The sequence below is a fragment of the Psychrobacter sp. DAB_AL43B genome (genome assembly GCF_900168255.1).
In the GTDB taxonomy this organism is placed as follows: Bacteria; Pseudomonadota; Gammaproteobacteria; order Pseudomonadales; family Moraxellaceae; genus Psychrobacter.
Window position 1 is genome coordinate 264,076 of record NZ_LT799838.1, and the last position, 25,370, is coordinate 289,445.

Genomic DNA, 25,370 nt, shown 5'->3' on the forward strand with positions numbered 1-25,370 from the left:
CAAAACCAAAAAAAAGCTCCTAAAAAGCGTTTTTCATACTTCTGATTTTAGAAAACCTCAACAATCTACCCAAAATCTTCCTTCAAAATAGTCACCATATTACGCTCAGCAAGTCCCGTAATAAAGACGTACGGATTGACGCCCGCGCTGCCCGGGATTAACGCACCATCTTGCACGTAGATATTTTTGTGTCCTTTGACGCGTCCAAATCCATCAGTCGCTTTGCCCAATACGCAGCCGCCAAGCGGGTGATAACAGAAATCATCGCCGAAGCCTTTGGTAAATAGTAAGCTTGAGGTAGAGCCACCATTGGCTTTGGCGAGCTTATCTAACAGCTCTTTAGCAGCGTTTACCGAATACTCATTTTGTTTACGTTTCCAATTCAGTTTGACGGTTTTTGAGGTTTTATCATAGTAATAATTACCGCGTTCTGGATTATCAGTGATGGCAAGATAGAGTGTCGTCCAAGTCTCAAGTCCTAGCGGTAGTGGCGCGAGTTCGGCAAAGATTTTATACTTGGAGCCGTCTCTATCGCCGTCCCACATATTAATGGCTTTGACCGGAATGGTAGATTGGATAGTGCCAGCAGCGTGGACGAAATTACGTCCCGTCATGATGTTGCCGTTGGGTCCCCAATGCTGTCCGATATGTTCGTTTAGCTTAGTAAGCTTGCCCTCAGCTTGGCTTTTAAGTAGCAGCTCTGAGGTACCAGTACTGCCTGCATTAAGGAAGAGCTTATCGCAAGTGTAATGTTCTATCTTATCAACGCCGCCAGTTTTATTGATGACGTGTACTTCTAAGCGCAGCTGGTTGTTATCGAGCGCTTGGATAGTATTGACTTTGCGGAGGGTCTTAACGGTGACATTGCCAGTGGCTTCGGCGTCTTTTAGATAAGTTAAATCCAGCGAGAACTTGCCTGCATTGTTGCCGTAGATGACTTCGCCGCCCAATCCTGATTGATAAACTTCGCCGCGCGCTTCCTTTTGCATATAGTCAAAGTCATAGCTATTACCAAAGAATTCCGTCTTCAGTCCAGCTTTTGAAGCTTGGCGTTCAGCAGCGCGGGTAAATTCGTAATGCTCGGACTCATTAAAAAACGACTCTGGAATTTGGCTAACTTTGAGTTCCTTCATGGCGCGAGGAAAGTAAGTATTGTACATCTCATCAGCATCAATCCACGGAAATACAGCTTCAAAGTGTGAGCGTCTAGGCTGAATGGCAATCGCGCCATTAACGATAGATCCACCGCCATAGGCACGCCCAGCGAAGACTTTCATATCGTCATATTCGATTAAATCCAAAACTCCCGGATATTTCTTAATGGGAATAGGAATGGTGATCGGCGCATTTGGCCAATTGCTAAACCAGCTTGAGCGTTTATCGGCGCTAATCATCTTGCAAAAAGTATCGTGCTTGGGACTTCTATCCCAGCGCATGCCCATCTCAAGTATCAACACTTTATGACCTTTTTCGCTCAATCGCAATGCTGATACCGCACCACCATAGCCACTACCAACGATGATATTAGGAAAGTGACCGGCTTGGGTAATCTTGCTTGGTAGCTTTACTGGTTTTGCCAGCGTTTGGCAACCGCTTACTGCAGCGGAGGTGCTGATAGCGCCTAAGCTGAAACCCATAGCTTTAATCAGTTGACGTCGTTGCATACTGCTTCCTAATAGGTGTTATTTAAGCTGAAAAAGTGATTATCTGGTAAGGGTAAGCCTAGTTAGGTAGGCTAAGCGAGCGCTATATTAGCAAACATAGGTTGCTTAACTATGTCTTTTACATTATTGCTCTAAAAAGCATGAATAATAAAAATCGAGTTAACCCAGTAAATCCTTCTATTATTTTTAATAGTTATAGAGTCAGCTCAATGTAAAAACGATACAGCGGGATTGGGATGAATTTTTTGCAGCCTCTGTCGGCGTAGGCACAGCAAGCTAGAAAAATCATCCCAGTCTCGCGTCATAAAATCACGTATTTATTTTATTTGGTATCAACTATAGCCACTCGTTATTTTAGTTTATCCATGAGCTTGACCTTCTAAAAAAAATACCTTAATATCATGTTTCAATGTACTAGAACAAAAGTACAAAAATATTCTTTTATGATTAAAAATTAGTATTTCAAAACTTTCATTTCAAACATTGCATTTAAGGGAATAGGGTCTAGATATGACAACGCAAAATATAGCAGCTGGCTACGGATTACATCAGTCAATCTTGCCTAATGACGATGGTTTATACGGTGAGTTCGGTGGCAAAATTGGTCATCCTGAGCTGGCCAAAGCCATGGCAGAAATTGAAACAGGTTTTCGTGAAATTATCAAAGATGAAGACTTTATCGCTGAGATGAAGCGCTTACGTGAGACTTACGTTGGTCGTCCAAGCCCCATTTACCATGCGCAGCGTTTGACGGAGCATTGCGGTGGCGCGCAGATTTATTTTAAACGTGAAGATTTGAATCATACCGGTGCGCATAAGATTAATCACTGTTTGGGTGAGGTGTTATTAGCCAAAAAATTGGGCAAAACTAAAGTAATTGCCGAAACCGGTGCAGGGCAACATGGCGTAGCGTTGGCAACCGCAGCAGCATTGACGGGCTTAGAATGTGAGATACACATGGGTGTGGTCGATATTAAAAAAGAACATCCAAACGTTAGCCGTATGAAAATATTGGGTGCCAATATCGTGCCGGTATCACGCGGCGCAGGAACGCTAAAAGAAGCGGTCGATAGTGCCTTTGAAACTTACCTAAATGAGCTTGATAGCAGTATGTTTGCGATCGGCTCAGCATTAGGTCCTGCACCATATCCTGAAATGGTCAGCTATTTTCAATCGGTTGTTGGTCATGAAGCACGAGCGCAGTTCTTAGCAACGACTGGCAAGCTGCCCAATAAGGTTGTCGCTTGTATTGGTGGTGGCTCTAATGCCATTGGGATGTTTAGTGGTTTTTTTGATGATGCCGATGTACAAAAGATAGGCGTCGAGCCCGCAGGTGAAGGTTTGGATACGCCCAATCATGCTGCCACTATGTCATTAGGTGTTAAAGGTGAGATTCATGGCTTTAAATGTTATGTATTACTCGATGAAAAAGGCGAGCCAGCGCCTGTTTATTCGATTGCTTCGGGGCTTGATTATCCTGGGGTTGGACCACAGCATTCGCACCTGCGAGATTTAGAGCTTGCCACTTATGAGTCAGCAACGGACGCAGAATGCCTAGAGGCGTTTATGGCATTGTCGCGCCTTGAGGGTATTATTCCTGCATTGGAGTCAGCGCATGCCATCGCTTATGCGATGAAAATCGCCAAGGATATGACTGCAGATGAGACAATTTTAGTTAATTTATCAGGGCGCGGCGATAAAGATATCGATTTTATTTTGGACAAAGTAGATTTATAGAAAAATCTGTCATCAGTATAGAAAAAACAACACCCATTGAGCGACGAACCAGTTATTATCGGAGTTTTTTACTGTCTAACGCTTGATAAGGTTTACCCATGTCCAACCGCGACCTCATTATCTTTGTGACACTGTCCTTTATGTGGTCGCTGTCTTTTATATTTTATCGCGTTGGCGTGCCTGAATTTGGTTCGTTGGCATTTGCCAGTTTGCGTGTGGTATTTGCCGGTTTGGTCATGTTGGTCTTTGTGTTGCTTAGCCCAAAAAACAGGCAAGGTATTCGTGAAAATTGGAAAGTATTGGCACTGGTTGGTTTATTTTCCGCCGCCATTCCTTTTGTGCTATTTTCATTTTCAGCGCGCTCGGTAAATGCTGGGGTGTTAGCAGTACTCAATGCGTCAGTGCCGATGATGAGTGGTTTTATTGCCAGTACCTTTTTTAAAGATAAATTATCAAGAAAACAGATAATTGGTTTGGTCATCGGTGTCATCGGTGTGATTATTTTGATGAGTGAAAGCTTGTTTGGCGGGCAAGGCGCTGAGTCGGGTTCTGGTCTATTGCCGATGGGCTACGCATTATTAGCCTGTGTCGGTTATGCGCTTGGGGCAAACATCACTAGAAACTATTTATTCAACGTCTCTCCCGTCGCGATTACGGCGGGTTCACTTATCATCGCTAGCGTCATTATGTTACCAATAGCGCTCTATGAATTTCCTTATGGCAAAAGTATCAGTCTCAATGCTTGGGTTTCAGTCATTTGTATTGGTGTTTTTTCAACGGCCATCGCGCTGATTTTTATGAATCAGCTGATTAAAAGTATTGGTCCAATGCGGGCGACCAGCATTACCTTAGTGATACCTATTTTTGCCATTATTTTTGGCTATCTGTTGCTTGGTGAAGCGTTGGATACACCAGCGATTATTGGCTCAATGGTGATATTGTTTGGCACGTATTTGTCTTTAGAGCTGTCTTTTAAAAAGATGCTAAAGTCATAAAAATAACAGAAATTGGTTGGTGCATAAAAAAACCTACTTTTTTAAGTAGGTTTTTTATATTCAAAGCACTTGATTGAGCTTAATTAACACCGCTAATAACTACTTGATATCATTATTCAGTGTCTTTTTCTACGCAAAAAACGCCAATGAAACAATTCTTGGTAGCGGCTTGCCATGGTGACTCCATCGGTAGCGCTTCTGCTCTTTGGTAACGGGCGATTGCCCATTCACTCATCTCATCACCATTTTCATCAATGCCGGAGGTAGGGTATTTCTCCTGACGCTGACTATCGGTTAGCGCTATAAAGTCTAACAAGGCTTGAGCGTCTCTAGCCAAAACACTATTGGGACGTCTGGCTAATTTGAGCATTAACGGTCGATATTCGGGTGTGACAAATTCATGAATACTGTCATCTGTCCATTGCGTATTTTCTGAACCAAACAATATTAAATAACGATATACCTCAGATAAATGTTTGGCATCTTGATACGCATAGCCTTTTGGATAACGTGCTATATAATCTTCCCAAAACTGTGCGCGCTCGATTACCTCTACAAATGAGATTGCAATTCCACCATCGTTCCAAAGAATATCTTGATTATCCATTGCCAGTCGCTCAATAAATGCTTTTTGATCTTGGCGCAGATAAGGGGTAAATATATCTACCATGGCTTGTAAGTCATGAGTGAATTCGTAATAGCCTTCGCCCAAATATATGACACGTACATCAGCGTCGTCCTCTACCAGTCTAATAAAATATTGCAATCTTGGGTTTAGCGTCTTCAGTAGGGGCTCGGGCACCTTTTTGCCTTCGTCAGCCATGCTCATAACGGTATAAAAATTCTCATCCTCCATAGTCTGACTTATGGTTAAAAAACGCTTATACATCGCTTGGTAATCTGTTAGCAAACTCAATACTTCAGCATTATTGGCTGTTGGCAAACAGTTTTTTAACCGTTTTTGAATGGCATAAATAGCTTCAATCTTGCTGGTTTCATCTACTTTTTGCATGGACTTACTCAGATCTAGGCAAGTTTTTGCATCTATGGCTGGCTCTGTGACCACTGCTGGTTTAGATTGTTCTATGCTTAGGGGTTGTTGGTTATTTCGCTCTACTCTTTGCCTGTCATTTGATTCAGCAGGCGTTTCTACCTTCGGTTGACAACCACTTAAGGCAACCAGCAAGCTCATTACTGTGGTAAGAGATAATAGGGTTTTTTGCATGCAAACCATCCTTTAAATAAAGGCTAAAAAAAGTAGCAAATTATTTTTGGCATCTTTTTGAGCTGCTAAGCTCCCCAAAACATACCTTTCAACCGTCATATTAGTCAGAACTTTCATCTTGACAAAATACTCCGTTTAAACAATCTCTACTATTGTCAGCATTTTCACCCCAAATACTAGGTATCTGCAACGCTTCATTCAATTGATATCGTGCTATTTGCCATTCACTCATCTCATAACCTTCCTCATCAGTATCAGGCGCAGGATATTTGCTTTGACGTTCGCTATCCGTTAGGGATAAAAAATTCAAAAAGAGTTGAGCGTCCTTTGCTAAGACACTGTTGGGACGCTTAGTTAATTTCAAAAGGTTTTGTCGATAGTCAGGCTCAAGGAGTTCATGAATAGCATCATCCGTCCATTGCGTATTGTCTGAACCGAAGAAAAGCACGTAACGGTATAAGTCTAATAAAGATTTAGCATCTTCAATGGCATAGCCATTCGGGTAACGCTTAATATAATTCTCCCAAAATACAGTGCGTTCAATGAGTTCGGAAAAAGAAGTGGTGACAGAGGCATCGCTCCAAAAGGTGTCTTGATTATCTTGCGCCATACGCTGGATAAATGCTTTTTGGTCTTGGCGTAGATAAGGGGTAAATATGTCTGCCATGGCTGTCAAATTATGACTAAAGGCATAGTAACCTTCGCCTAAATTGTAAACTCTAACATCGGCATCATTTTGGATGAGACCAATCAGGTAGCGTACTCTTGGACTCATCTTTTTGAGCGATTCAACGGGTACTTTTTCATTTTGTTCTAATGCCGACATTACTTCAAAAAAATCGTTATTGAATTCTTCGTCATTAATATCACTATCATCCCATAAAAAACGCTCATACATCGCTTGATAGTCTTTTAGTAAATTCAATACTTCGGTATTACTAGCGGTTGGCAAACAGGCTTTCAGAGTTTTTTGGAGGGCATCAATGGCTTCAATTTTGCTGGTATTATCCACTTTTTGCATGGACTTACTGAGTGCTAAGCAGGTCTTGGCATCTACCGCTGAGTTATCAGCAATCGCAGGTTTGGGCGTTTTGTTTACGGATGGTTGGCGGATTTGGTCGGTGCTGTCTTTTGCCTCTACTTCAGGCGCTTCTGATTTAGGCTGACAAGCACTTAAGGTAAACAGCAAGCTCATCCCTATAGTGAATGATAAAATAGTTTTTTGCATGCGTTACGTCCTGTAAATAAGGGATAAAAAGAGCAAGGGTTATCTTAGAAAACTACGTTGATATGACGATATTTTTTGAAGGCATTTTTTGAAAACACATTTTTTATATCAAGCTAAGAATATCAGCTTAATAAGCTTATAAGACCGCATAAATAATAACGTTTAATAATCCAAAAATATACGTATGTCGGTGTTTTTGTTTGTAAATTTCACTTGGAATACTGACTTTTACCCCTATAAAGAACACGGCTTATACATAGCATGCTTAGTCAGTTCAAGAAGCAAAAGTACGTGCTATTGACCAATTATCGATAAACTTTATAACTGTCGTTTTATAACAACAAACAAGGCTTTTTATGGCATACGATAATTTATTCGAACCCATCAAAATGGGCACTCAGACGTTAAAAAACCGCATAATCATGGCACCCTTAACCCGCTTACGTGCGGTCGAGCCAGGCGATATTCCAACTGTGCTTGCTAGCGAATATTACTCGCAGCGTAGCGGTGCAGGGTTAGTGATTACCGAAGCGACGCAGGTATCTTTTCAGGCAAAAGGTTATGCGGGCGCACCGGGTATCCATACCCAAGACCAAACGACCGCATGGAAAACCATCGTTGATAATGTCCATGCAAAAGGCGGCAAAATTGTCGTACAGTTATGGCACACGGGTTTGGTCGCGCATGAAAGTGTCCAACCTGATGGCAAAGCGCCAATCTCTGCCTCTGATGTCCATGTTGGTGTGCGCACCTCACTTCGCGATAGCAATAACCAAGCCATTCGTGTTGAGGCGACTCCCCCGCGCCCAGCCACCCCTGAACAAATACAGCAAGTCATCGCTGACTTTGGTCTTGCCACCAAAAACGCCAAAGAAGCAGGCTTTGATGGGGTAGAAATTCATGGTGCTCATGGCTATCTGTTGCATCAGTTTTGGGCTCAGCATACTAACCAACGTGATGATGAATATGGCGGCAGTCGTGACAACCGTGCCCGTTTGACGCTGGATGTCATCGATGCTTGTGTCGACGCTTGGGATGCTGATCATGTCGGTATTCGTATTTCACCGCTTGGTACTTTCAATAATGTCGAAGCCGGTTATCATGAAGATGAAAACATTTGGATAATTGAGCAGATTAATAAACGCGGCCTGATGTATCTGCATCTCTCTGAGCCTGATTGGGCAGGCGGTACACCGTATAGCAACGAATTCCGTCAGCGCGTTCGCGATGCCTTTGGTCAAATGATTATCGCCGCTGGTGGTTATACCGCTGAAAAAGCTGAGAAAAATATCAAAGATGGTTATATCGATGCGGTTGCCTTTGGTCGTGACTATATTGCCAACCCTGACTTGGCTGAGCGTATCCGCGAAGGCGCACCGCTTAATGAACAGCTTCCAGAGAGCTTTTATGGTGGCGGCACAGAGGGCTATACCGATTATCCATTTTTAAACCAAGCATAATCGTTTATTAATCAATGCTCTTGATGAAAATAGAGTGATAGCCAAAAAAGCCACCTTGCTAATGATAGCAAGGTGACTTTTTTAATGATCCAATTTAACTATATTGCCCTAATAGCTATCTCAGCTATTTACCAAAGTTACCGGTTTGATAGTCACGAAACGTTTGTTTTAACTCCGCTTCTGTATTCATCACAAACGGTCCGTAGCCTGCAATCGGTTCACCGATAGGCTCGCCACTTAATAGCAATAGTTTGACGGGTGCGAGCGTTTCCCCTGCAGTTGCGGTAGTAGGGAAGTTTAGCTCAATAGTATCACTAGATTGTTTAGATGCCTGCTCAATTTGAGAATCTACACCAGTTTGAGCAGGCGCTTCAAACTGAATCAGGCTACCAGCTGCCACAGGTGTATTGTTAATAAGTAGCTCGCCTTCTTGCACCAATAACATGACATTGTGTGTGCTCGGTACTTGCAACGTCGTTGACCCTGCGCTATGCAAGGCAATATCCCACATATTAATAGCGGTAAAAGTACTTGCCGCGCCGGATGTGTCTTGCGATTGACTAGCACTTTGCCACTGACCTGCAATAATAGCGGCTTTTCCAATAGAACGTCCATTCTCATTAGCCAGTAAATCAATAATAGGTAAATCAGCGCGTTTAAGGGTTTGATATTTAGGAGCAGTCAGTTTGTGCGAGCTTGGCAGATTGACCCACAATTGCACCATACTAAAAAGCCCGCCGCGTTGACTAAATGCTGGCGAGTGGAACTCTTCGTGCATAATGCCGCGCCCAGCAGTCATCCACTGCACATCACCTTCTTGAATCACGCCATAGCCACCGGTTGAATCGCCATGACTGATTTCCCCTGCATAGGCGATAGTGACCGTCTCAAAGCCCTTGTGCGGATGCTGTCCGACACCGTGAGGACGCGACTCATAGTTGGGATTGGGCTCAAAGCTGGTAGGTTTACCGTAATCTAATAATAAAAATGGATCAGTATGCTGATAATTAAAGTCGGGATTATCCTCAAGGTGATTGACCAAGGTTTTTACATAAAAACCGTCACCAACCCAATGTGATTCTTTATCACTATGAATGTTTTTGATTGAACGCATGTCGCACCTCGCGAGCCTAAGCCTGTTATGTCATATCAATAATTTTTTTGATATTAATAAAATGGCTATTATTAAGTAATTCTAAATTGTTTTAGGTATATGTTAAGTGTATATTGTATTTATATTCACAATTATCAAGTGTTGAATCAGTAATATATTCGGTTCAAAATAGAAGCTGGTTTGATAGAACTGAGTCAACAAAGTCAGTTCAAACTTTATAAATATAATTTAATACTAAATAACCTCACCGCAAACAAAGCCACTGGCCCACGCCCATTGAAAGTTATAACCGCCAAGCCAACCTGTAACATCCAGTACTTCACCGATAAAATATAAGCCATCTTGATAATTACTCTGCATGGTTTTTGACGATACTTCATCGGTTTTTATCCCGCCACGCGTGACTTCAGCAGTACGATAACCTTCGGTACCAGAAGGTTTAAGCTGCCAGCCGTTGAGCGTTGCGCCAAGTTCTATCAAGCGCTCATCTTTAATGTTAGCAAGCTCAGTATCTTTGATATCTTCCCATAGATGGGTTTGTAGCGCTGCCAATAGCTTTTTAGGCAATGCGCTATCCGTATAATCAGCCAAAACCGTTCGGATAAGTTGTCTAGGATGTGATTTTTTATGAGCAAGAAAAAGCGCGGTCATATCCGTGTCTGGTAGCAGATTAATACTAATGGTTTCACCAGTATGCCAATAGTTTGATAGCTGTAGCATGGCAGGACCAGAGAGTCCGCGATGGGTAAATAACAGCGGCAATTTAAATGAGATACGCTCATTACTAGCAATCACAGGGAGACTAATACCAGCAAGCGTGCGAATCAGCTCACCTGTTTTATCGGTAAAGGTAAAAGGTACTAGGCTGGCGTCGGTCACTATTAAGGTATGCCCGAACTGCTGCGCCAATTCATAACCCAAACCACTAGCGCCCATCGTCGGAATAGATAATCCACCAGTTGCCACGACCAATGATTCACAGTGATAGCCCGTTTGCGGAATTTTAGTTTGATTTGCCGTGTCTTTTCTTTCTTGCTTTTCTTTTTTACTGAGTACTTTAGTCGTCAATAACTCAAAGCGGGTCTTTTTATCTGCTTCGAGTGCTTGCACACTTTCAATCTGAGTATTAAGCCTTACTTGTACGCCCACAGCAGCACACTCATCAAGTAGCATGGTCAAGATATCTTGCGCCGAATCGTCACAAAATAGTTGACCGTGTTCGCGCTCATGGTAGGGGATTTTATGCTGCTCAACCATGCCGATAAACTCCCAACTGGGATAACGGCTGAGCGCTGATTTACAAAAATGTGGGTTGCTACCGATAAAATGCTCGGGTTCAACGAAATAATTGGTAAAGTTGCAACGTCCACCGCCTGACATAAGGATTTTTTTGCCCGCTTTATTGGCATGATCAAGTACCAATACGCGGCGACCACGGCGACCCGCTGTTAGCGCACAGTATAGCCCTGACGCACCAGCACCGATGATGATGACATCATAATGGGCGTGTTGTGGTGCATTGCGGTGATTGTCCATGATGGTTTGTTCCTGATTTAAAAAGTAAAAATGGGACTGATAGCGCATTTCTTATTTAAAAAGATATGTTCTTATGGATGTGGCTTGCAGCGATTTCTTTAGGGTAGCTATTGTCCATGTTTTATATCAGGTTACAAGGATTAATTAGCACTGTAATAAATTATAAAAGAGTTTAAAAATGGGTGGTGTATCAAAAAGTATGCTGATTAAAATTTGAACAATTCTTGAAGCCTTGAAAGGCCTGTAGAATAAGAAAACTTAGCATAGGTTTCTTATTAACTTTTATCGCTAGCATACTTCTTAGAACACCACCAATATTTCTTTGGCTGGAGGATCTACTCTAACAATAATAGATTGTTCATACTCTAAAGCTTCTGCTACTGGAAAAGGCAAATCTATCTTTTTATTATTTATATAAATGACCCCATCATTAATATCAAAATTTGAAAAAATCATTTCTATAACCTCTTTGTATTTCTAAATGAAGATTCAGGTAAACGCTCTAAAAGTTCGTACTGTATTGAGTTTCCTACGCCAGAAAACTCTGGCAAAGGATTCACTGTTCCTGTCCGAATCTTCGTACTACAACCAGGAAGTTTTGATACAGTATTAATCAGTTCCCCTTTTTATCATGAAGGCCAAGCGATTAGTCTATCAATAATTTCAATACATTCCTCTTGAGGTAATATGAATTCATCCATATCCATTGCTATTAAGCTGTGCAGATCACTCTGAAGTTCATAAGGTATCTCGTTAGAATAATCAAGCAAAAATTTCATAGCTTGTATTGATACCTTAGTAGGTTGGTAGTCGGCCAATATATGTCTTCTCAATTCCAACAACTCAGCTTTTATAAGTTCATTCATATTCTCACCTTAAAATTGCCCATCGTAAATATAGTTGGTGGTGTATCAAAAAGTATGCTGATTAAAATTTTAACGATTTTTGAAGCTTTGAAAACCCTATAGAACCAGAGAACTTAGTATAGATTTCTTATTGACTTTTATCGCCAGCATACTTTTTAGAACACCACCTAAAAATGCTCTACATAGCAAATATTACACACTTATTAAGCAATCAATAAAATCAGATATGAATCATTAAGTCTACAGGCGTACAGTGAAATTGTTGTGATTAGTGGTTGATGTCTTGCAACCATTCTGCTTATTTGTCACACTATCCTTAAGTGTCAAAATTATGGAAGATGACCCTTATCACCTGTGTAAGTCCTCGCTATCTGCGATGGTTGCTACAGGTCATAATAATTAAAAAAGGATGACCCTATGACCCAAAAATCATTTCCGATTGCGGCTGAGTTTGTCGCCGCTGCCAATATCACCGCCGAGCAGTATGCTGAAGAGTACAAGCAATCCATTGCGTCACCTGAAGCGACCGATGCCTTTTGGGCAAAGCGTGCCGAGCTGATTGATTGGATAAAAAAACCCACCAAAATCAGCGACGTCAGTTATGATCTGGAAGATTTTCGCATCAAATGGTATGAAGATGGTGAGCTGAATATTTCAGTCAATTGTCTCGATCGCCACGTCAAAAACAATCCTTATAAGCCTGCCATCATTTGGGAAGGTGATCACCCTTCACTACATAAAATCATCTCATTTAAAGAGCTGCATTCTGCGGTCTGTCGCTTAGGTAATGCGATGCGCAAGCTTGGGGTTAAAAAGGGCGACCGCGTCACTTTATATATGCCAATGGTACCAGAAGCGGTGGTAGCGATGCTGGCATGCACACGCATCGGGGCGGTGCATTCGGTGGTATTTGGCGGCTTCTCTGCTGAGAGTTTGGGCAACCGTATTATTGATAGCCAGTCCAAGCTTGTCATTACCGCTGATGAAGGTATTCGTGGTAATAAGCGTACGCCACTCAAAGCCAATGTCGATCGTGCTTTAGATATGGATGGCACAGACAGCGTGACTAATGTCATTGTCGTGCACCGTACAGGCAACTCAGTACCGATGAGTGGTCGCCGTGATGTTTGGTATCATAGTTTGGTGGACGGTGAATCGCAGCACTGCGAACCTGAGGTCATGAATGCCGAAGACCCGCTATTTTTATTATATACCTCTGGTTCAACGGGCAAGCCTAAAGGCGTCTTGCATACCACCGGTGGCTATATCACTTATGCACTGTCTACTTTTCGGGATGTCTTTGATATCAAAGACGATGATGTTTATTGGTGTACGGCGGATGTCGGTTGGGTGACGGGTCATACCTATGCCACTTACGCACCGCTTGCCAATGGTACCACGACGGTTATGTTTGAAGGGGTGCCAGAATATCCGACTTGGGCACGCATTGGGCATATCATTGATAAACATCAAATCACGATTTTATATACCGCGCCGACAGCTATCAGAGCCATGATGAAAGAGGGTGATACCTTTGTTCGTGAGTCGGATCGCTCAAGTCTACGCTTGCTTGGTACAGTTGGTGAACCGATCAATCCTGAAGCATGGGATTGGTATTATCATCTCGTCGGTGGTGGCAAGTGTCCAATTGTCGATACTTGGTGGCAAACTGAAACTGGCGGTATTATGCTTTCACCGATACCGGGAACGGTCGCACTTAAACCGGGCGCGGCGATGAATCCACTCTATGGCATCATACCTGAAGTCATTGATACTGACGGTACAGCACTTGAGGGTTCTGCTGAGGGTAATTTGGTTATTAATAGTAGCTGGCCCGGTCAGATGCGCACTATTTATAATGACCATAAGCGCTTCTTAAAAACCTACTTTACTGAATATCCTGGCTATTACTTTACCGGCGATGGGGTACAACGTGATGAAGATGGGCATTATTGGATCACCGGTCGTGTCGACGATGTGCTAAATGTCTCGGGGCATAGATTAGGTACGGCAGAGATTGAGAGTGCAGTGGTCGCGCATCCGGCGACTGCTGAAGCGGCGGTTGTTGGTATGCCGCACGATATTCGCGGCACCGGTCTTTGCGCCTTTATCATCCTCAAGTCTAGTGAAACAGCAACGGATTCACTCAAGGCAGAATTGAACCGCCATGTACGTTCCGAGATTGGTCCGATTGCCAATCTAGATGCCATTTATATGGTCAATGTACTACCAAAAACTCGCTCTGGTAAAATTATGCGCCGCATATTGCGTAGCCTAGCGGCAGGGCAATATGTTGGGCTTGGTGATTTATCTACCCTAGCTGATAGCTCAGTGATTAATGAGCTGGTCGAAGTGGTCAAAGCCGAACGTGCAAAATAGCCTTGATTATTCAATATTAATGCGCTTTAAATATGATCAGCGTTTGAAAATGATTGGAAGCTAAGGTATAAAAAGCCATACTATTTTTATAGTATGGCTTTTTACCGATATATTACAGTCTGTCCTAAATAAAAAAATACAAAGGTTATCTAGCACTACTGGGATTAATTTTTCTTGCTTGCTTGCTGTGCCTACGCAGACAGAGGCTGCGAATCATTAAGCCCAGTAGCGCTATACTCTTTTAAAAGTGGATGAACTATATTGCTAGGCTTTAAAGGTTCAATGTTTCTTAGAATAACCCCGTTATTTTCATCTCACTACTTATTATATTGCCCCATAATTTATAAGGTTCACTGTCATTATGACTGATTCTGCTGCGCATGCTACCGATAAGATACCAACGCCTACCATCGCCATTATCGGTGGTGGTTTGACCGGTTTATTTACGGCCACTTTATTGGAGCGCGCGTTTACTCATGACAATCGCAAGTCGGTCGTACCAAACATTGTTATTTTTGAGAAATCGCGCAGTATCGGCCGTTTAGCAACACGTTATCGTACGGACAGCGCTACTACTAAAAACTGGCAATGGGCATTTGGTGCGCAGTTTTTTACTGCTAAAAGTGCTGATTTTCAGCAATTTATCAAGCCTTGGTTGGCGACCAATTTACTACAACCTTGGTGTGCCAATGTGGTGGATTTGACGCCAGTCAGTGATGCCGCACAGATTGCTGATATCCAAAAAAAAGAACAATGGCACAGCACGCAAGCACGTTATATCAGTACACCAAAAATGACCAGCTGGGGTCGCGCCTTAGCTGATGAACTAGAGCATACGAGCATAAACTTTAAAACCCGTGTGGCTCCATTAAGTAAAGAGCATTTTGTAGAAAGAAATGATACTAATAGCAAAACAGAGTTGTTTGATGAAGATGGTAACAGTCTTGGTCACTTTGATTGGGTAATTTGTACGACCCCAAACGGACAGGCGGTAGAATTAATGGTAGATAGTGGCTTTAGTGAGCAAGCGAAAATTAGCGAACCACAGATGCAAGCCTGCTATACCTTGATGCTAGGTTGGGAAGATGGGCAGCCATTACCTGATACATTAAGTAGCCAAACACCTTTATGGGGTGTGGCTTATGTCCATGATTCGCCATTGGAGCGAATATTTATCGAGCATCAGAAGCCTGCTCATGACCAGCTGCTGCCCAGTGTCACTATCCATGCACGCAATGATTGGTCGCAGACGCACGTCGATGCTGATATTGATATTGTAAAAGAGCAGTTACTACAGGCCACGAAGCAAGCTTTGAGCTGGAATGATGAAAGTACGCCTAGCCAAGTTGACTGTCATCGCTGGCGTTATGCGGCAACAATTAGTCATCCAAATAACATAGCGAATAAAGCGCTGCACATCTTAGTAGATGACAAGCACCAATGGATTGTCAGTGGTGATTGGTGTGGGCAAGGTAACATCGAAAGCTGTTATCAAATGGCGGCGGAGACGGTAGCGGTAATTTGCTCTCAAACGACAGGCAAAAAAAGAGCCCACGGAGGAGGAACCGTGGACTGAGGAAAACTTATTATGCGGCTGAGCTATTAATGCTGAACTATTAATAATGAATCATGCAGTAATGAATCGTTAGCCACAAATAAATTGATACATATTTATTATTGTTAATATAAAGATGATGTCAAAGGATGATATTTCAAGAAACTCTTACATCTACTTACAATATTCAGTGTACAACTGTATTGATGTTGTCAGGTCATCATAACTGAAATCTTGTGATTTACCTAAGCTGGTTTACATGTTATTACGTTTCAAGCAATGGGTTTATTAAGTCTATTGTAAAGGCTCAGTGGTATATCGATATTTTTGTTAAGCAATTTTGATTAAACAACAGGAATTATTTAGAGTAAATAGGCAGTCAATTCAGTATAAAAGACGCTTAATTATAAGAATGTACGGCTGGTATCAACGAACATACAGAGATGGCATGACGACTTGTCTGAAAAATGCTAAGCTATCTGCCATTATTATGTCTATATTAAACTGGGTTTGCCATGACTGAGAGTAAGCATTTGCATACGCAGGAGCCGCAAAATACCAAGAGTATTTTTAATTTACCCAACAACCTGACGATTGCGCGTATCTTAATGATTCCGCTATTTGTGGCCATCGCCTATTGGCCGCCTGCCATGGGAATTGGCATGCCAGCAATCTCAGATAATGTGATTGCAAAGGTGGGTATGAGTGAGTTTAGCGATAGCTTATTACGCCATTTATTATTGACTGGTGTGTTTATCCTAGCTGCAATTACCGATTGGCTCGATGGCTATTTTGCGCGTAAGCTTAATGTAGTATCAGCCTTTGGTCGCTTTTTAGATCCCGTGGCTGATAAGCTAATGGTAGCCGCCGCACTGATTATATTGGTGCAGTGGCATCCTAATATTATTATGGCGATTGCGGCTATTGTGATTATCTCACGTGAAATCGCCGTCTCAGCATTGCGCGAATGGATGGCAGAGTTGGGCAAAAGCACCAGTGTTGCTGTCTCTTATGTGGGCAAGCTTAAGACTACCTTTCAGATGATAGCGATTACGGTGCTACTATTAAACTGGGAGTCACTTGAAACCGTTGGCTATGTGCTAATGGTTGCCGCTGTTATTTTAACTTTGTGGTCGATGATGATTTATTTAAGAGCAGCTTGGCCTTATTTAAAACAAAGTGGTTAAATATATAGCGACTAAATCTACTGCATTGATATTAAAACCGTAAAATCCAATCAATAAAAAACGCCAGTCGCACCAGCCACCGGCGTTTTTTTATTGCCTATTTTTATTGGTTAACTATATTTGATTAGAGACTGTTTGATTATTCTGTGATTATAGTTAAGCTTAAGATATACTGAAAAAAGTAAATAAAAAAAATAAGCATTGGAAATAAGCATTGGATAGGTATGACGTAAAATCATTCAAATAAGGATATGATATGGATATGACATTGCAAAAGAAACAGTCAGCCGCTGCCGTTTTATTACTGGCACTAATAACAGGTTGTTCGTCATCGCCAACCATGCAAAAAGAAACCGCAGATGTGGCACAAAGTACGCAAGAGCAGTCAAAGCAAGACCGTTCAGCGGATATGCAAACCGATTCAAGACAGCCAGAGTCGATGCAAGACGCGGCTGAATCAGAACGTTTGGGTACTCAGTGGGGTGATGATGTTGACTCAGAAGTGACCACCGTTGATCTACGTCGTGTCAGTGACGAGCCCATTGCGCAAATGCAGGTCTCTTACGCTGACAAAAATTATAAGGGGCGTGCGGTAAATAGTATGTCCTTACTGGCTGGAAAAGTTGAATTTTCAGCCGCTACAGATAGTGGTAAATTACCGCTTTATCGTGATGGTAGTAATTACTACCTTCAAGGCAAAGCAGGTCAAGCCTATCAATTGGTTTATCAAAATAATAGCGCTAACACGTATGAGATCGTCGCCAGTGTCGATGGCTTAAATGTTCTCGATGGCAGTACAGCCAGTCGTTATGATAGCGGTTATGTTTTGAATCCAAATGATGAGTTGGTCATTGAGGGCTTCCGAAAAAGTGACAGTGCGGTTGCCTCCTTTATTTTTAGCAAACCAGACAACGCTTATGCTGCTAATACTGATACCGGTTCGATAGAGAATACGGGAATTATTGGCACTGTTATTTATGAGCTTTACGATCCTGCTAAACCTAAGTATAAACCTCAGCCTAAATCAAAACAGCCACAAGCTTATCCAGCAGATAACGGCTATGCAAAACCGCCACAATAACCGTGATTAATGTATGATTAATGCCTGATTAAATGAATAATAAAAAACGCCAGTAAGCATATCGCTACTGGCGTTTTTTTATTGTTTTATCCTGCTATAAAATAACTCTCTTAGTAAATTATTTTCATAGCTAATAAAGATTAAACTTTAGCGAAAGATAAAGATTATAGCGTTATTGAGAAATTTTCGCCCAAACTATCACCAACAGCCGTATCTGTTACCGCTGCCGCAGAAATTTTAAATACATTAGCGAATGAATTACCATTAGCCCAATATTCTGCACCGTGCGGCACTACTTTTATCAACTGCACTTTTGGATCTTCTTTGCCATGCTCAAAGTAAGCATTGTAGATAGTTGACCACAATTCGTCGAGCTTGTCTTTATCGTCAACCAGTTCGGCTTTACCTGCGATAGACAGATAGTCTTTGTTATCTTGGGTTGCATAGGCAAGATTGACTTCAGGATGCTTTTTAATATTTTCAACAGTCTCAGATGGTGTATGACCAATGAACCAAATCTCTTTGGCACCAATACTAGTTTCGGTAGTATTCATCGGGCAAGAATGTAGATGATCGTCGCTGGTACGAGTAGTCATCATGGTGTATTTAACCTCTTTTACCAGCGCTTGAATTTTATCCATTTGTTCTTGTTTACTCATAATATTTATCCCTGTCGTTATGAATGCGTTATGAATGCGTTATGAAATATTGTTATAAATATTGATCATGATGTGACGTACTATTATTAGAGTGAGCTTATATTTATTATGCTTATATTTATAAAAACTCTCACTCTTAATAAAAGTACATCATTTTCAACGGACTGATATATTCTGACTCATGCTTTATCCTATAGTGAGTTCAGTATAAAAACGATACAGCGGAACTGAAATGGATTTTTCGCAGCCTCTGTCGACGTAGGCACAGCAAGCCAGGAAAATTTATTCCAGTTTCGCGTAAAAATATCATGTATCTGTTTTATTTAGAATTGACTATATAGATTACTTTATAAAGTCACTGAAAAAGTCTCGCCCATGTCTTCAGCCGTTTTACCTTCTTGTACCGCAGCTGCCGCCATTTTAAACATATTTACGACCGAGCTACCGCTAATCCAGCACTCTGCACCATGAGGTACGACTTTAATCAGTTGCACGTTCTCATCTTCTTTACCGTTAGCAAAAAAGGCATTATAAACAGGCGACCACAACTCATCTAGTTTGTCTTTATCGGTTGATAGTTCGGCATTACCACTGATAGAGACATAGTTTTTTGCATCTTGGGTGGCATAAGTCAAACCAATTCTTGCGTCGTCTTGAATATCTTTTACGACATCTGATGTTTTATCGCCGATAAACCAAATTTCTTTTACACCAAGATTGGTTTCACTGGTGGTCATTGGCCAAGCATGAATATCACCTTTTTTATTGGTGGTACTCATCATCGCAAATTTAACATCTTTGATGACATCTTGAATTTTGTCGATATGGTCTTGTTTACTCATAGTGGATATCCTTTTTCATTATAGTAATTAAATTTCTGATAGTTGATTTTCTGATGATTAGATTTATAGTTATTAATTTTTCAGTGTAGATGAGCAGGCGATATTTATTAAAAGAGTAAACACCTCGCTCGTCAGTAACTGTTATCTAGAATACCGATGAGGGGTAGTCTATTTATATAGGTTGCCAGTAAGGCGATGTGAGTGTTTGTAAGGATTACAAGTTTTAGGTAAAAATTGTGACGGCAGAGATTTAAAGTTTCTGCTATGAAATTATAGTGCTTAAATAGTGCTTAAATAGTGCTTAAAAAGTAACGCTAGCTTCCTTTATAGCAGCGGTTTAGTGATTGTTTGGCGGCGCTTATTAGCAATTTATCTTGGTTTAGACCTGCTTATTACAGGGCTTCTTGTTATAATACGCGGACCATTTACTTTGCATGGCAGAGATGCCTGTTCTTGCCTATATCCTATGGAATATGCCTTTATGATGACCATCGCCGGACAACCGTTTCTTACCGATTTTCAGACGCAGCAACTCATCAGTCAGTTTCAGCAAAAAACCGAACTAAATGTCAGCCAAATTAATACTCAGCAAGTTTATGTGCTGTCACGGGAATTAGACGGTGATGAGCATAAAAAGGCGCTAGATCTACTTGCAGTTGACAGTACGACTGTACTTGAAGCCCCACAAGACAATCAACTACAAGTCATTGTTGGTCCGCGTTTTGGTACGATTTCGCCATGGGCAAGTAAAGCGACCGATATTTTTAATAACTGTGAAATTGCGATCAATCGCGTTGAGCGCGTTATCGTTTATACCCTAACACTTGAGGGTAATGCTGCTAGTAAGCATTTGCCAAAGGTAGCCGAGCAGTTATTATTTGACCGTATGACCCAAAGCTTGGTTTATGACTTAACAGAAGTAAACAAGCTATTTGATGACCAGCAGCCAGCATCGCTCAATCATATTGATGTCATCGGCGAAGGGCAGTCAGCGTTAGAGGCTGCCAATACAGAATTTGGTTTTGCCTTATCGAGCGAAGATATTGATTATTTAATGAATGCTTACGTTAATGAGCTAAAGCGCAATCCGACTGACGTTGAGCTGATGATGTTTGCACAGGCGAACTCAGAGCATTGCCGTCATAAGATTTTCAACGCTGAGTGGACAGTTGATGGTGAAGTACAACCAAAATCATTATTTCAGATGATTAAGAATACTTATAAAGCCAATCCGCAAGGCATTTTGTCTGCTTATAAAGACAACGCAGCAGTAATGGCAGGGTCTGCAGGCTGGCGTTTTTATCCCGTTCCTACTGATGCTATGGATGCAAACTCTGCGCATCCTTACGATTTTCATCAAGAAGAAATCGACATCTTAATGAAAGTCGAAACTCATAACCATCCAACCGCGATTGCCCCTTATGCAGGTGCAGCAACCGGTGCAGGCGGTGAGATTCGCGATGAAGGCGCAACGGGTCGTGGCGGTAAGCCAAAAGCCGGTCTAACGGGTTTCCATGTGTCGCACTTACATATCCCAGAGCTTGCCGAGAAATGGGAACAGTCTGGTCAATTGAGCACGCAGGATTATGGTACGCCGGATCGTATGGCAACCAGTCTTGAAATTATGACTGAAGCACCATTAGGTAGTGCTAATTTCTCTAATGAATTTGGTCGTCCAAACCTATGCGGTTATTTCCGTAGTTTCCAGCTTGATACCTCAGCGGCAAAAGATGGTAGCCAAATGCGTGGCTATCATAAGCCGATTATGCTGGCAGGTGGTTACGGCAATATCAAACGTAACCTCATTGAAAAGAATTCTATTCAGCAAGGTGATCTATTAATCGTCCTTGGTGGCCCTGCCATGCAAATTGGTTTGGGCGGCGGCGCAGCATCTTCTGTTGATAGTGGTTCATTAGATGAAGGTTTGGATTTTGCATCCGTTCAGCGTGATAACGCTGAGATGGAACGTCGCTGCCAAGAAGTGATGGATCGCTGCTGGGCCTTAGCGGGTAATGATGTCGATGCCAGCAACAACGGTAAAGATGGCAACCCAATTGTTTCTCTCCATGACGTCGGTGCAGGTGGCTTATCAAATGCTATGCCTGAGCTGGTCAATGACCATGAAATGGGCGCGCATCTAAATTTACGCCGTATTCCGTCGTTAGAAGCTGGCATGTCACCGATGGCGATTTGGTCAAACGAAGCGCAAGAGCGTTACGTATTGGCGATTCGCCCTGAAAGTGAAGCGCAGTTCGATGCCATCTGCGCTCGTGAGCGCTGCCCATATGCCATCTTGGGTACGGCAACTGATATTCGTCAGCTGATCGTTGATGATGAATTATTAGCGGAACAGCCAGTCGATATGCCAATGCAAGTCTTGCTTGGTGGTACGCCGCAGATGAAGCGTAGCTTTAGCCGTCAAGAGACTACCTTGTCAGTATTACAACTTGACGAGGTTAATCTAGCTGAATCAATCAAAGACGTCTTACGTCATCCAACTGTCGCTAGCAAGTCATTCTTAATTAGTATTGGTGACCGTTCTATCACTGGTATGGTCGTCCGCGATCAGTATGTTGGTCGTTATCAAGTGCCAGTATCAGATTGCGCGATTACCGCTTCAGGATTAATCGCGCTTGATGGTCAGCCAATGAGCGGTGAAGCGATGAGCGTTGGTGAACGCACACCTGTTGCGCTTATTAGCCCAAAAGCTTCTGCGCGTTTAGCAGTTGGTGAAGCAATCACCAATATCGCTGGTGCGCGTATTAGCCAGCTATCAGATATTACGATGTCGGCAAACTGGATGGCAGCATGTGGCGATGATACAGAAGATGCCGCTTTGTTTGATGCGGTATATACCGTTGGTGAAGAGTTGTGCCCAGCGCTTGGTATTGCCATTCCAGTCGGTAAAGATTCGCTATCGATGCGTGCCAATTGGACGGATGAAGACGAAAACGGCAGCCAAGATAAATCAGTCGTTTCACCAATGAGCTTAGTGATTACGGCTTTTGCGCCTGTTATTGACGTTGCAAAAACCTTAACGCCTGAACTCATTAACGGCGATAGCGCGTTTTATCGTATTGATTTATCCAAAGGACAACTGCGTTTAGGTGGCTCAATCCTCGCGCAAACCTTAAGCCAATTAGGCAATGACTGCCCAGATTTAGCACAGCCAAGTGACTTGATCGATTTCTTTAACTTTATCCAAGCGGGTAACGAGCAAGATGTTATCAGTGCTTATCACGATATCGGTGATGGTGGTCTGCTTGCGACTATCGCTGAGATGCAATTTAGCAGTCGTCAAGGTATCAAGCTGTCATTGACCGATGATAATTTATTAGGTCAATTATTCAGTGAAGAGCTAGGCGCGGTTATTCAAGTCATGCCAGAAGACGTCGCCGCATTGATGGCATTGGCAGAAGAATATAACGTTAGCGACATGCTTAGCCTTGTTGGTCAAAGCACTGAGGAAGATACTTTAATTATCCAAACACCAACGCTGATGGGTGATGATACCTTACGCTTTAGCCGTACTGAGTTGCAGCAAGAATGGAGTCAGGTCAGCTATCAGATCGCTCGCCGCCGTGATAACCCTGCTTGCGTACAGCAAGAGTATGACTTGATTGCAGATACTAGCTATCAAGGTCTTATCGCTGCGCCAAACTTTGATCTCAATCAAAAGGTTGAAGAGCCATATTTAGCTAGTCGCGAAAACAAACCAAGAGTCGCGATCTTACGTGAGCAAGGTGTCAACGGTCAGACAGAAATGGCAGCAGGCTTTACTCAAGCTGGCTTTGAAGCGGTCGACGTGCATATGAGCGACTTGCTCAGCGGTCGCATCAATCTACGTGACTTCGATGGTCTGGTCGCTTGTGGTGGCTTTAGCTATGGTGATGTATTGGGCGCAGGTTCAGGTTGGGCGAACTCTATTTTGTTCCATGACGAATTACGCATGCAGTTTGTACGCTTCTTTGCCCGTCCTGATACTTTCTCACTTGGCGTCTGTAACGGTTGTCAGATGATGGCGCAGTTAAAAGACCTCATCCCAGGTGCGGAAAACTTCCCACGCTTTATCGCCAATAAATCAGCTCGCTTTGAAGCGCGTACGGTCAACGTCAAAGTCGAGCGTACCAAGTCTATTCTGTTTAAAGGTATGCAAGACAGTATCTTACCGATTGCGGTTGCTCATGGTGAAGGCTATGCGACGCTTAACGAGACAGAAATCGATGGCATGGCAAAACACGGTCAACTCGCTATGCGCTTTGTCGATAGCCAAGGTCAGCCAACTGAAACGTATCCGCTCAATCCAAACGGTTCGGTTGGCGGTGTCACTGGTCTGTGTAGCACCGATGGTCGCGTTACGCTCATGATGCCGCATCCTGAGCGTACGCTACGTGCCTACAATCACAGCTGGAAACCGGCTGTCTGGGACGAAGATGGCGCGTGGATGCGTATGTTCCGTAATGCGCGTGCTTGGTTGCGTTAAGATATAGGCTAAGTTCGTTTAGATAATTGTTTTAGACAGCTGTTTTTTAAAATAAGAAGGTGGGCTTAGGCTCACCTTTTTTGTGTTTGGGGTTTGGGTTTTTGAGAAGTAGGGGAGCCAATCCTGCTTTTCGCTACTATCTTGGTCGTCCACTGGGGCGGTGGCTAAGGCGAGAGGTGTTCCAACATTCGAGCGACCACCTCTAGCCAAGCCCCCGCAGCCCAGTGACCAACCAAGTATATCCGCTACAATCAGGGCTAAAACGCGCTTCTGAATGACCATTTTATGATAAATTAGTCTGAACTTTAATTTTAGCCTTATTGGTGCGCTGGGCGCACCCTACGAACTAATTGTTTTCTTTGGAGATTAGAATGAACAATCAATCTGAACCGAATAAAGTCGAAAACAAGCCACACGAAAAATCAGACGATAATTTACCAAAAAAATGTGGCATTGTAATGCCTATTGCAAGTATGGAGGGCTATCCTGAATCTCATTGGAAAGATGTCAAAAGGATAATAGAGTCTGCTATTAAAGAAGCTAATTTTGAAGCTAGATTAGTCAGTGATGCGGATGATATAGGTGTTATTCATAAACGTATTGTTCAAAACTTATATGATAATCCGATGATAGTTTGCGATATAAGCGGTAGAAATCCTAATGTCATGTTTGAACTAGGTTTACGTTTAGCCTTTGATAAACCGACTATTATTATAAAAGATGAGGTAACACCATATTCTTTTGATACTTCTGTGATTGAGCACCTAAGTTACCCAAAAGACTTAAGATATCATGATATTGAAATTTTTAAAGAAAATTTAAAAGATAGAATAAAAAAGACTTATAAAGCATATGAAAATGACCCTGAAAATTATTCTACCTTCTTAAAAAACTATGGTGCGTTTAAAGCTCCATTAATTACTGAAGAAACAGTTTCTGTTGATAGATATGTGTTAGACACCCTTAAAGATCTTCAAGTATCTGTCAGTCGCCTCTCTCATTCTATGAGCTCTAAATCCGTAAACTACAACAACAAAACTCAGTTTATAAGAAATGCGTCAGCACACCAACTAGATTTTTATAGTCATGAAGAACCCAATATTTTAGAGTTTTATCTTGATAGAGTCAGAGATAAAGACGAATTAGCTATAAACCTACAAGAGGTCTTAGCGGAATTTAGTTTTCTTATAGAAAAAGTAAGTTTTAATTCAGGGAAGCTCTTTATTAAAGTTAAGAATAGCAGTCATGAGGATTTTGATATTGTTGGAGAAGTAATCTCTCAAATAGAAGGATTAGGCTATGAGATGGATGAGTTAGATCATAATATATATAGACTATCTGAAGGTAGGGGGTAGATTA

The 25,370-nt window shown here is 42.2% G+C and carries 18 protein-coding genes; 9 read left to right on the top strand and 9 right to left on the bottom strand.

Annotation, left to right across the window (positions count from 1 at the left end):
* Window positions 1-65 precede the first annotated feature (65 nt).
* Window positions 66-1,664 carry a GMC oxidoreductase gene (locus DABAL43B_RS01190; protein WP_079690703.1) on the bottom strand — a complete coding sequence of 533 codons (1,599 nt, stop codon included), beginning with the start codon at window positions 1,662-1,664 and terminating at the stop codon, window positions 66-68.
* A gap of 510 nt (window positions 1,665-2,174) precedes the next feature.
* Here DABAL43B_RS01190 and trpB point away from each other — a divergent pair.
* Complete coding sequence (gene trpB, locus DABAL43B_RS01195; RefSeq protein ID WP_079690704.1) at window positions 2,175-3,401, top strand: tryptophan synthase subunit beta; 1,227 nt, start codon at window positions 2,175-2,177, stop codon at window positions 3,399-3,401.
* A 98-nt stretch (window positions 3,402-3,499) separates the two neighbouring features.
* A complete protein-coding gene (locus DABAL43B_RS01200) occupies window positions 3,500-4,396 on the top strand; it encodes a DMT family transporter (protein ID WP_079690705.1) in 897 nt (298 codons plus the stop codon).
* A gap of 112 nt (window positions 4,397-4,508) precedes the next feature.
* On the opposite strand, the gene DABAL43B_RS01205 is transcribed toward DABAL43B_RS01200, so the two are convergent.
* Both DABAL43B_RS01205 and DABAL43B_RS01210 read right to left on the bottom strand, forming a co-directional pair.
* Entirely contained in the window at window positions 4,509-5,621 is a 1,113-nt protein-coding gene (locus DABAL43B_RS01205; RefSeq protein ID WP_079690706.1) for a hypothetical protein, read from the bottom strand.
* 100 nt (window positions 5,622-5,721) lie between these two features.
* Window positions 5,722-6,849, bottom strand: a complete 1,128-nt coding sequence (locus DABAL43B_RS01210) for a hypothetical protein (protein WP_079690707.1) — start codon at window positions 6,847-6,849, stop codon at window positions 5,722-5,724.
* Between the two features lie 356 nt (window positions 6,850-7,205).
* Here DABAL43B_RS01210 and DABAL43B_RS01215 point away from each other — a divergent pair, with 356 nt between their 5' ends.
* The gene (locus DABAL43B_RS01215; RefSeq protein ID WP_079690708.1) at window positions 7,206-8,309 is read left to right on the top strand and encodes an alkene reductase; all 1,104 of its coding nucleotides are present in this window, start codon (window positions 7,206-7,208) and stop codon (window positions 8,307-8,309) included.
* 124 nt (window positions 8,310-8,433) lie between these two features.
* On the opposite strand, the gene DABAL43B_RS01220 is transcribed toward DABAL43B_RS01215, so the two are convergent.
* The 4 genes from DABAL43B_RS01220 to DABAL43B_RS01230 form a co-directional block, all read right to left on the bottom strand.
* Entirely contained in the window at window positions 8,434-9,423 is a 990-nt protein-coding gene (locus DABAL43B_RS01220; protein ID WP_079690709.1) for a pirin family protein, read from the bottom strand.
* Window positions 9,424-9,657: 234 nt separating this feature from the next.
* The gene (locus DABAL43B_RS01225) at window positions 9,658-10,959 is read right to left on the bottom strand and encodes an NAD(P)/FAD-dependent oxidoreductase (protein WP_079690710.1); all 1,302 of its coding nucleotides are present in this window, start codon (window positions 10,957-10,959) and stop codon (window positions 9,658-9,660) included.
* A 300-nt stretch (window positions 10,960-11,259) separates the two neighbouring features.
* The gene (locus DABAL43B_RS14205) at window positions 11,260-11,415 is read right to left on the bottom strand and encodes a hypothetical protein (RefSeq protein WP_165767617.1); all 156 of its coding nucleotides are present in this window, start codon (window positions 11,413-11,415) and stop codon (window positions 11,260-11,262) included.
* A 173-nt stretch (window positions 11,416-11,588) separates the two neighbouring features.
* Complete coding sequence (locus tag DABAL43B_RS01230) at window positions 11,589-11,825, bottom strand: hypothetical protein (RefSeq protein WP_079690711.1); 237 nt, start codon at window positions 11,823-11,825, stop codon at window positions 11,589-11,591.
* A gap of 417 nt (window positions 11,826-12,242) precedes the next feature.
* On the opposite strand from DABAL43B_RS01230, the gene acs reads away from it, so the two are divergent.
* The 4 genes from acs (at window position 12,243) to DABAL43B_RS01250 (ending at window position 18,027) form a co-directional block, all read left to right on the top strand.
* Window positions 12,243-14,204: an acetate--CoA ligase gene (gene acs / locus DABAL43B_RS01235; protein ID WP_079690712.1), complete on the top strand. Its 1,962-nt coding sequence runs from the start codon at window positions 12,243-12,245 to the stop codon at window positions 14,202-14,204.
* Between the two features lie 361 nt (window positions 14,205-14,565).
* Entirely contained in the window at window positions 14,566-15,780 is a 1,215-nt protein-coding gene (locus tag DABAL43B_RS01240; protein ID WP_079690713.1) for an NAD(P)/FAD-dependent oxidoreductase, read from the top strand.
* A gap of 494 nt (window positions 15,781-16,274) precedes the next feature.
* The gene (pgsA, locus tag DABAL43B_RS01245; protein WP_079690714.1) at window positions 16,275-16,946 is read left to right on the top strand and encodes a CDP-diacylglycerol--glycerol-3-phosphate 3-phosphatidyltransferase; all 672 of its coding nucleotides are present in this window, start codon (window positions 16,275-16,277) and stop codon (window positions 16,944-16,946) included.
* Between the two features lie 268 nt (window positions 16,947-17,214).
* Window positions 17,215-18,027, top strand: coding sequence for a hypothetical protein (locus DABAL43B_RS01250; RefSeq protein ID WP_413771833.1), 813 nt, complete (start codon window positions 17,215-17,217; stop codon window positions 18,025-18,027).
* Between the two features lie 164 nt (window positions 18,028-18,191).
* Here DABAL43B_RS01250 and DABAL43B_RS01255 read toward each other — a convergent pair whose 3' ends face one another.
* Together DABAL43B_RS01255 and DABAL43B_RS01260 are read right to left on the bottom strand one after the other, a co-directional pair.
* Window positions 18,192-18,686, bottom strand: coding sequence for a pyridoxamine 5'-phosphate oxidase family protein (locus tag DABAL43B_RS01255; RefSeq protein WP_079690715.1), 495 nt, complete (start codon window positions 18,684-18,686; stop codon window positions 18,192-18,194).
* Between the two features lie 347 nt (window positions 18,687-19,033).
* Window positions 19,034-19,528 (bottom strand): pyridoxamine 5'-phosphate oxidase family protein, encoded by a 495-nt coding sequence (locus DABAL43B_RS01260; RefSeq protein ID WP_079690716.1) that lies wholly within the window; start codon window positions 19,526-19,528, stop codon window positions 19,034-19,036.
* Window positions 19,529-20,009: 481 nt separating this feature from the next.
* Between DABAL43B_RS01260 and purL the strand changes: the two genes are divergently transcribed.
* Window positions 20,010-24,011 (top strand): phosphoribosylformylglycinamidine synthase, encoded by a 4,002-nt coding sequence (purL, locus tag DABAL43B_RS01265; RefSeq protein ID WP_079690717.1) that lies wholly within the window; start codon window positions 20,010-20,012, stop codon window positions 24,009-24,011.
* Window positions 24,012-24,382: 371 nt separating this feature from the next.
* Window positions 24,383-25,366 (top strand): hypothetical protein, encoded by a 984-nt coding sequence (locus tag DABAL43B_RS01275; RefSeq protein ID WP_079690719.1) that lies wholly within the window; start codon window positions 24,383-24,385, stop codon window positions 25,364-25,366.
* Window positions 25,367-25,370: the final 4 nt, after the last annotated feature.

Excerpts from the sequence above, each read along its gene's own strand:
- DABAL43B_RS01190 (WP_079690703.1), bottom strand. The coding sequence starts at position 1,664 with ATGCAACGACGTCAACTGATTAAAGCTATGGGTTTCAGCTTAGGCGCT.
- trpB (WP_079690704.1), top strand. The coding sequence starts at position 2,175 with ATGACAACGCAAAATATAGCAGCTGGCTACGGATTACATCAGTCAATC.
- DABAL43B_RS01200 (WP_079690705.1), top strand. The coding sequence starts at position 3,500 with ATGTCCAACCGCGACCTCATTATCTTTGTGACACTGTCCTTTATGTGG.
- DABAL43B_RS01205 (WP_079690706.1), bottom strand. The coding sequence starts at position 5,621 with ATGCAAAAAACCCTATTATCTCTTACCACAGTAATGAGCTTGCTGGTT.
- DABAL43B_RS01210 (WP_079690707.1), bottom strand. The coding sequence starts at position 6,849 with ATGCAAAAAACTATTTTATCATTCACTATAGGGATGAGCTTGCTGTTT.
- DABAL43B_RS01215 (WP_079690708.1), top strand. The coding sequence starts at position 7,206 with ATGGCATACGATAATTTATTCGAACCCATCAAAATGGGCACTCAGACG.
- DABAL43B_RS01220 (WP_079690709.1), bottom strand. The coding sequence starts at position 9,423 with ATGCGTTCAATCAAAAACATTCATAGTGATAAAGAATCACATTGGGTT.
- DABAL43B_RS01225 (WP_079690710.1), bottom strand. The coding sequence starts at position 10,959 with ATGGACAATCACCGCAATGCACCACAACACGCCCATTATGATGTCATC.
- DABAL43B_RS14205 (WP_165767617.1), bottom strand. The coding sequence starts at position 11,415 with ATGATTTTTTCAAATTTTGATATTAATGATGGGGTCATTTATATAAAT.
- DABAL43B_RS01230 (WP_079690711.1), bottom strand. The coding sequence starts at position 11,825 with ATGAATGAACTTATAAAAGCTGAGTTGTTGGAATTGAGAAGACATATA.
- acs (WP_079690712.1), top strand. The coding sequence starts at position 12,243 with ATGACCCAAAAATCATTTCCGATTGCGGCTGAGTTTGTCGCCGCTGCC.
- DABAL43B_RS01240 (WP_079690713.1), top strand. The coding sequence starts at position 14,566 with ATGACTGATTCTGCTGCGCATGCTACCGATAAGATACCAACGCCTACC.
- pgsA (WP_079690714.1), top strand. The coding sequence starts at position 16,275 with ATGACTGAGAGTAAGCATTTGCATACGCAGGAGCCGCAAAATACCAAG.
- DABAL43B_RS01255 (WP_079690715.1), bottom strand. The coding sequence starts at position 18,686 with ATGAGTAAACAAGAACAAATGGATAAAATTCAAGCGCTGGTAAAAGAG.
- DABAL43B_RS01260 (WP_079690716.1), bottom strand. The coding sequence starts at position 19,528 with ATGAGTAAACAAGACCATATCGACAAAATTCAAGATGTCATCAAAGAT.
- purL (WP_079690717.1), top strand. The coding sequence starts at position 20,010 with ATGATGACCATCGCCGGACAACCGTTTCTTACCGATTTTCAGACGCAG.
- DABAL43B_RS01275 (WP_079690719.1), top strand. The coding sequence starts at position 24,383 with ATGAACAATCAATCTGAACCGAATAAAGTCGAAAACAAGCCACACGAA.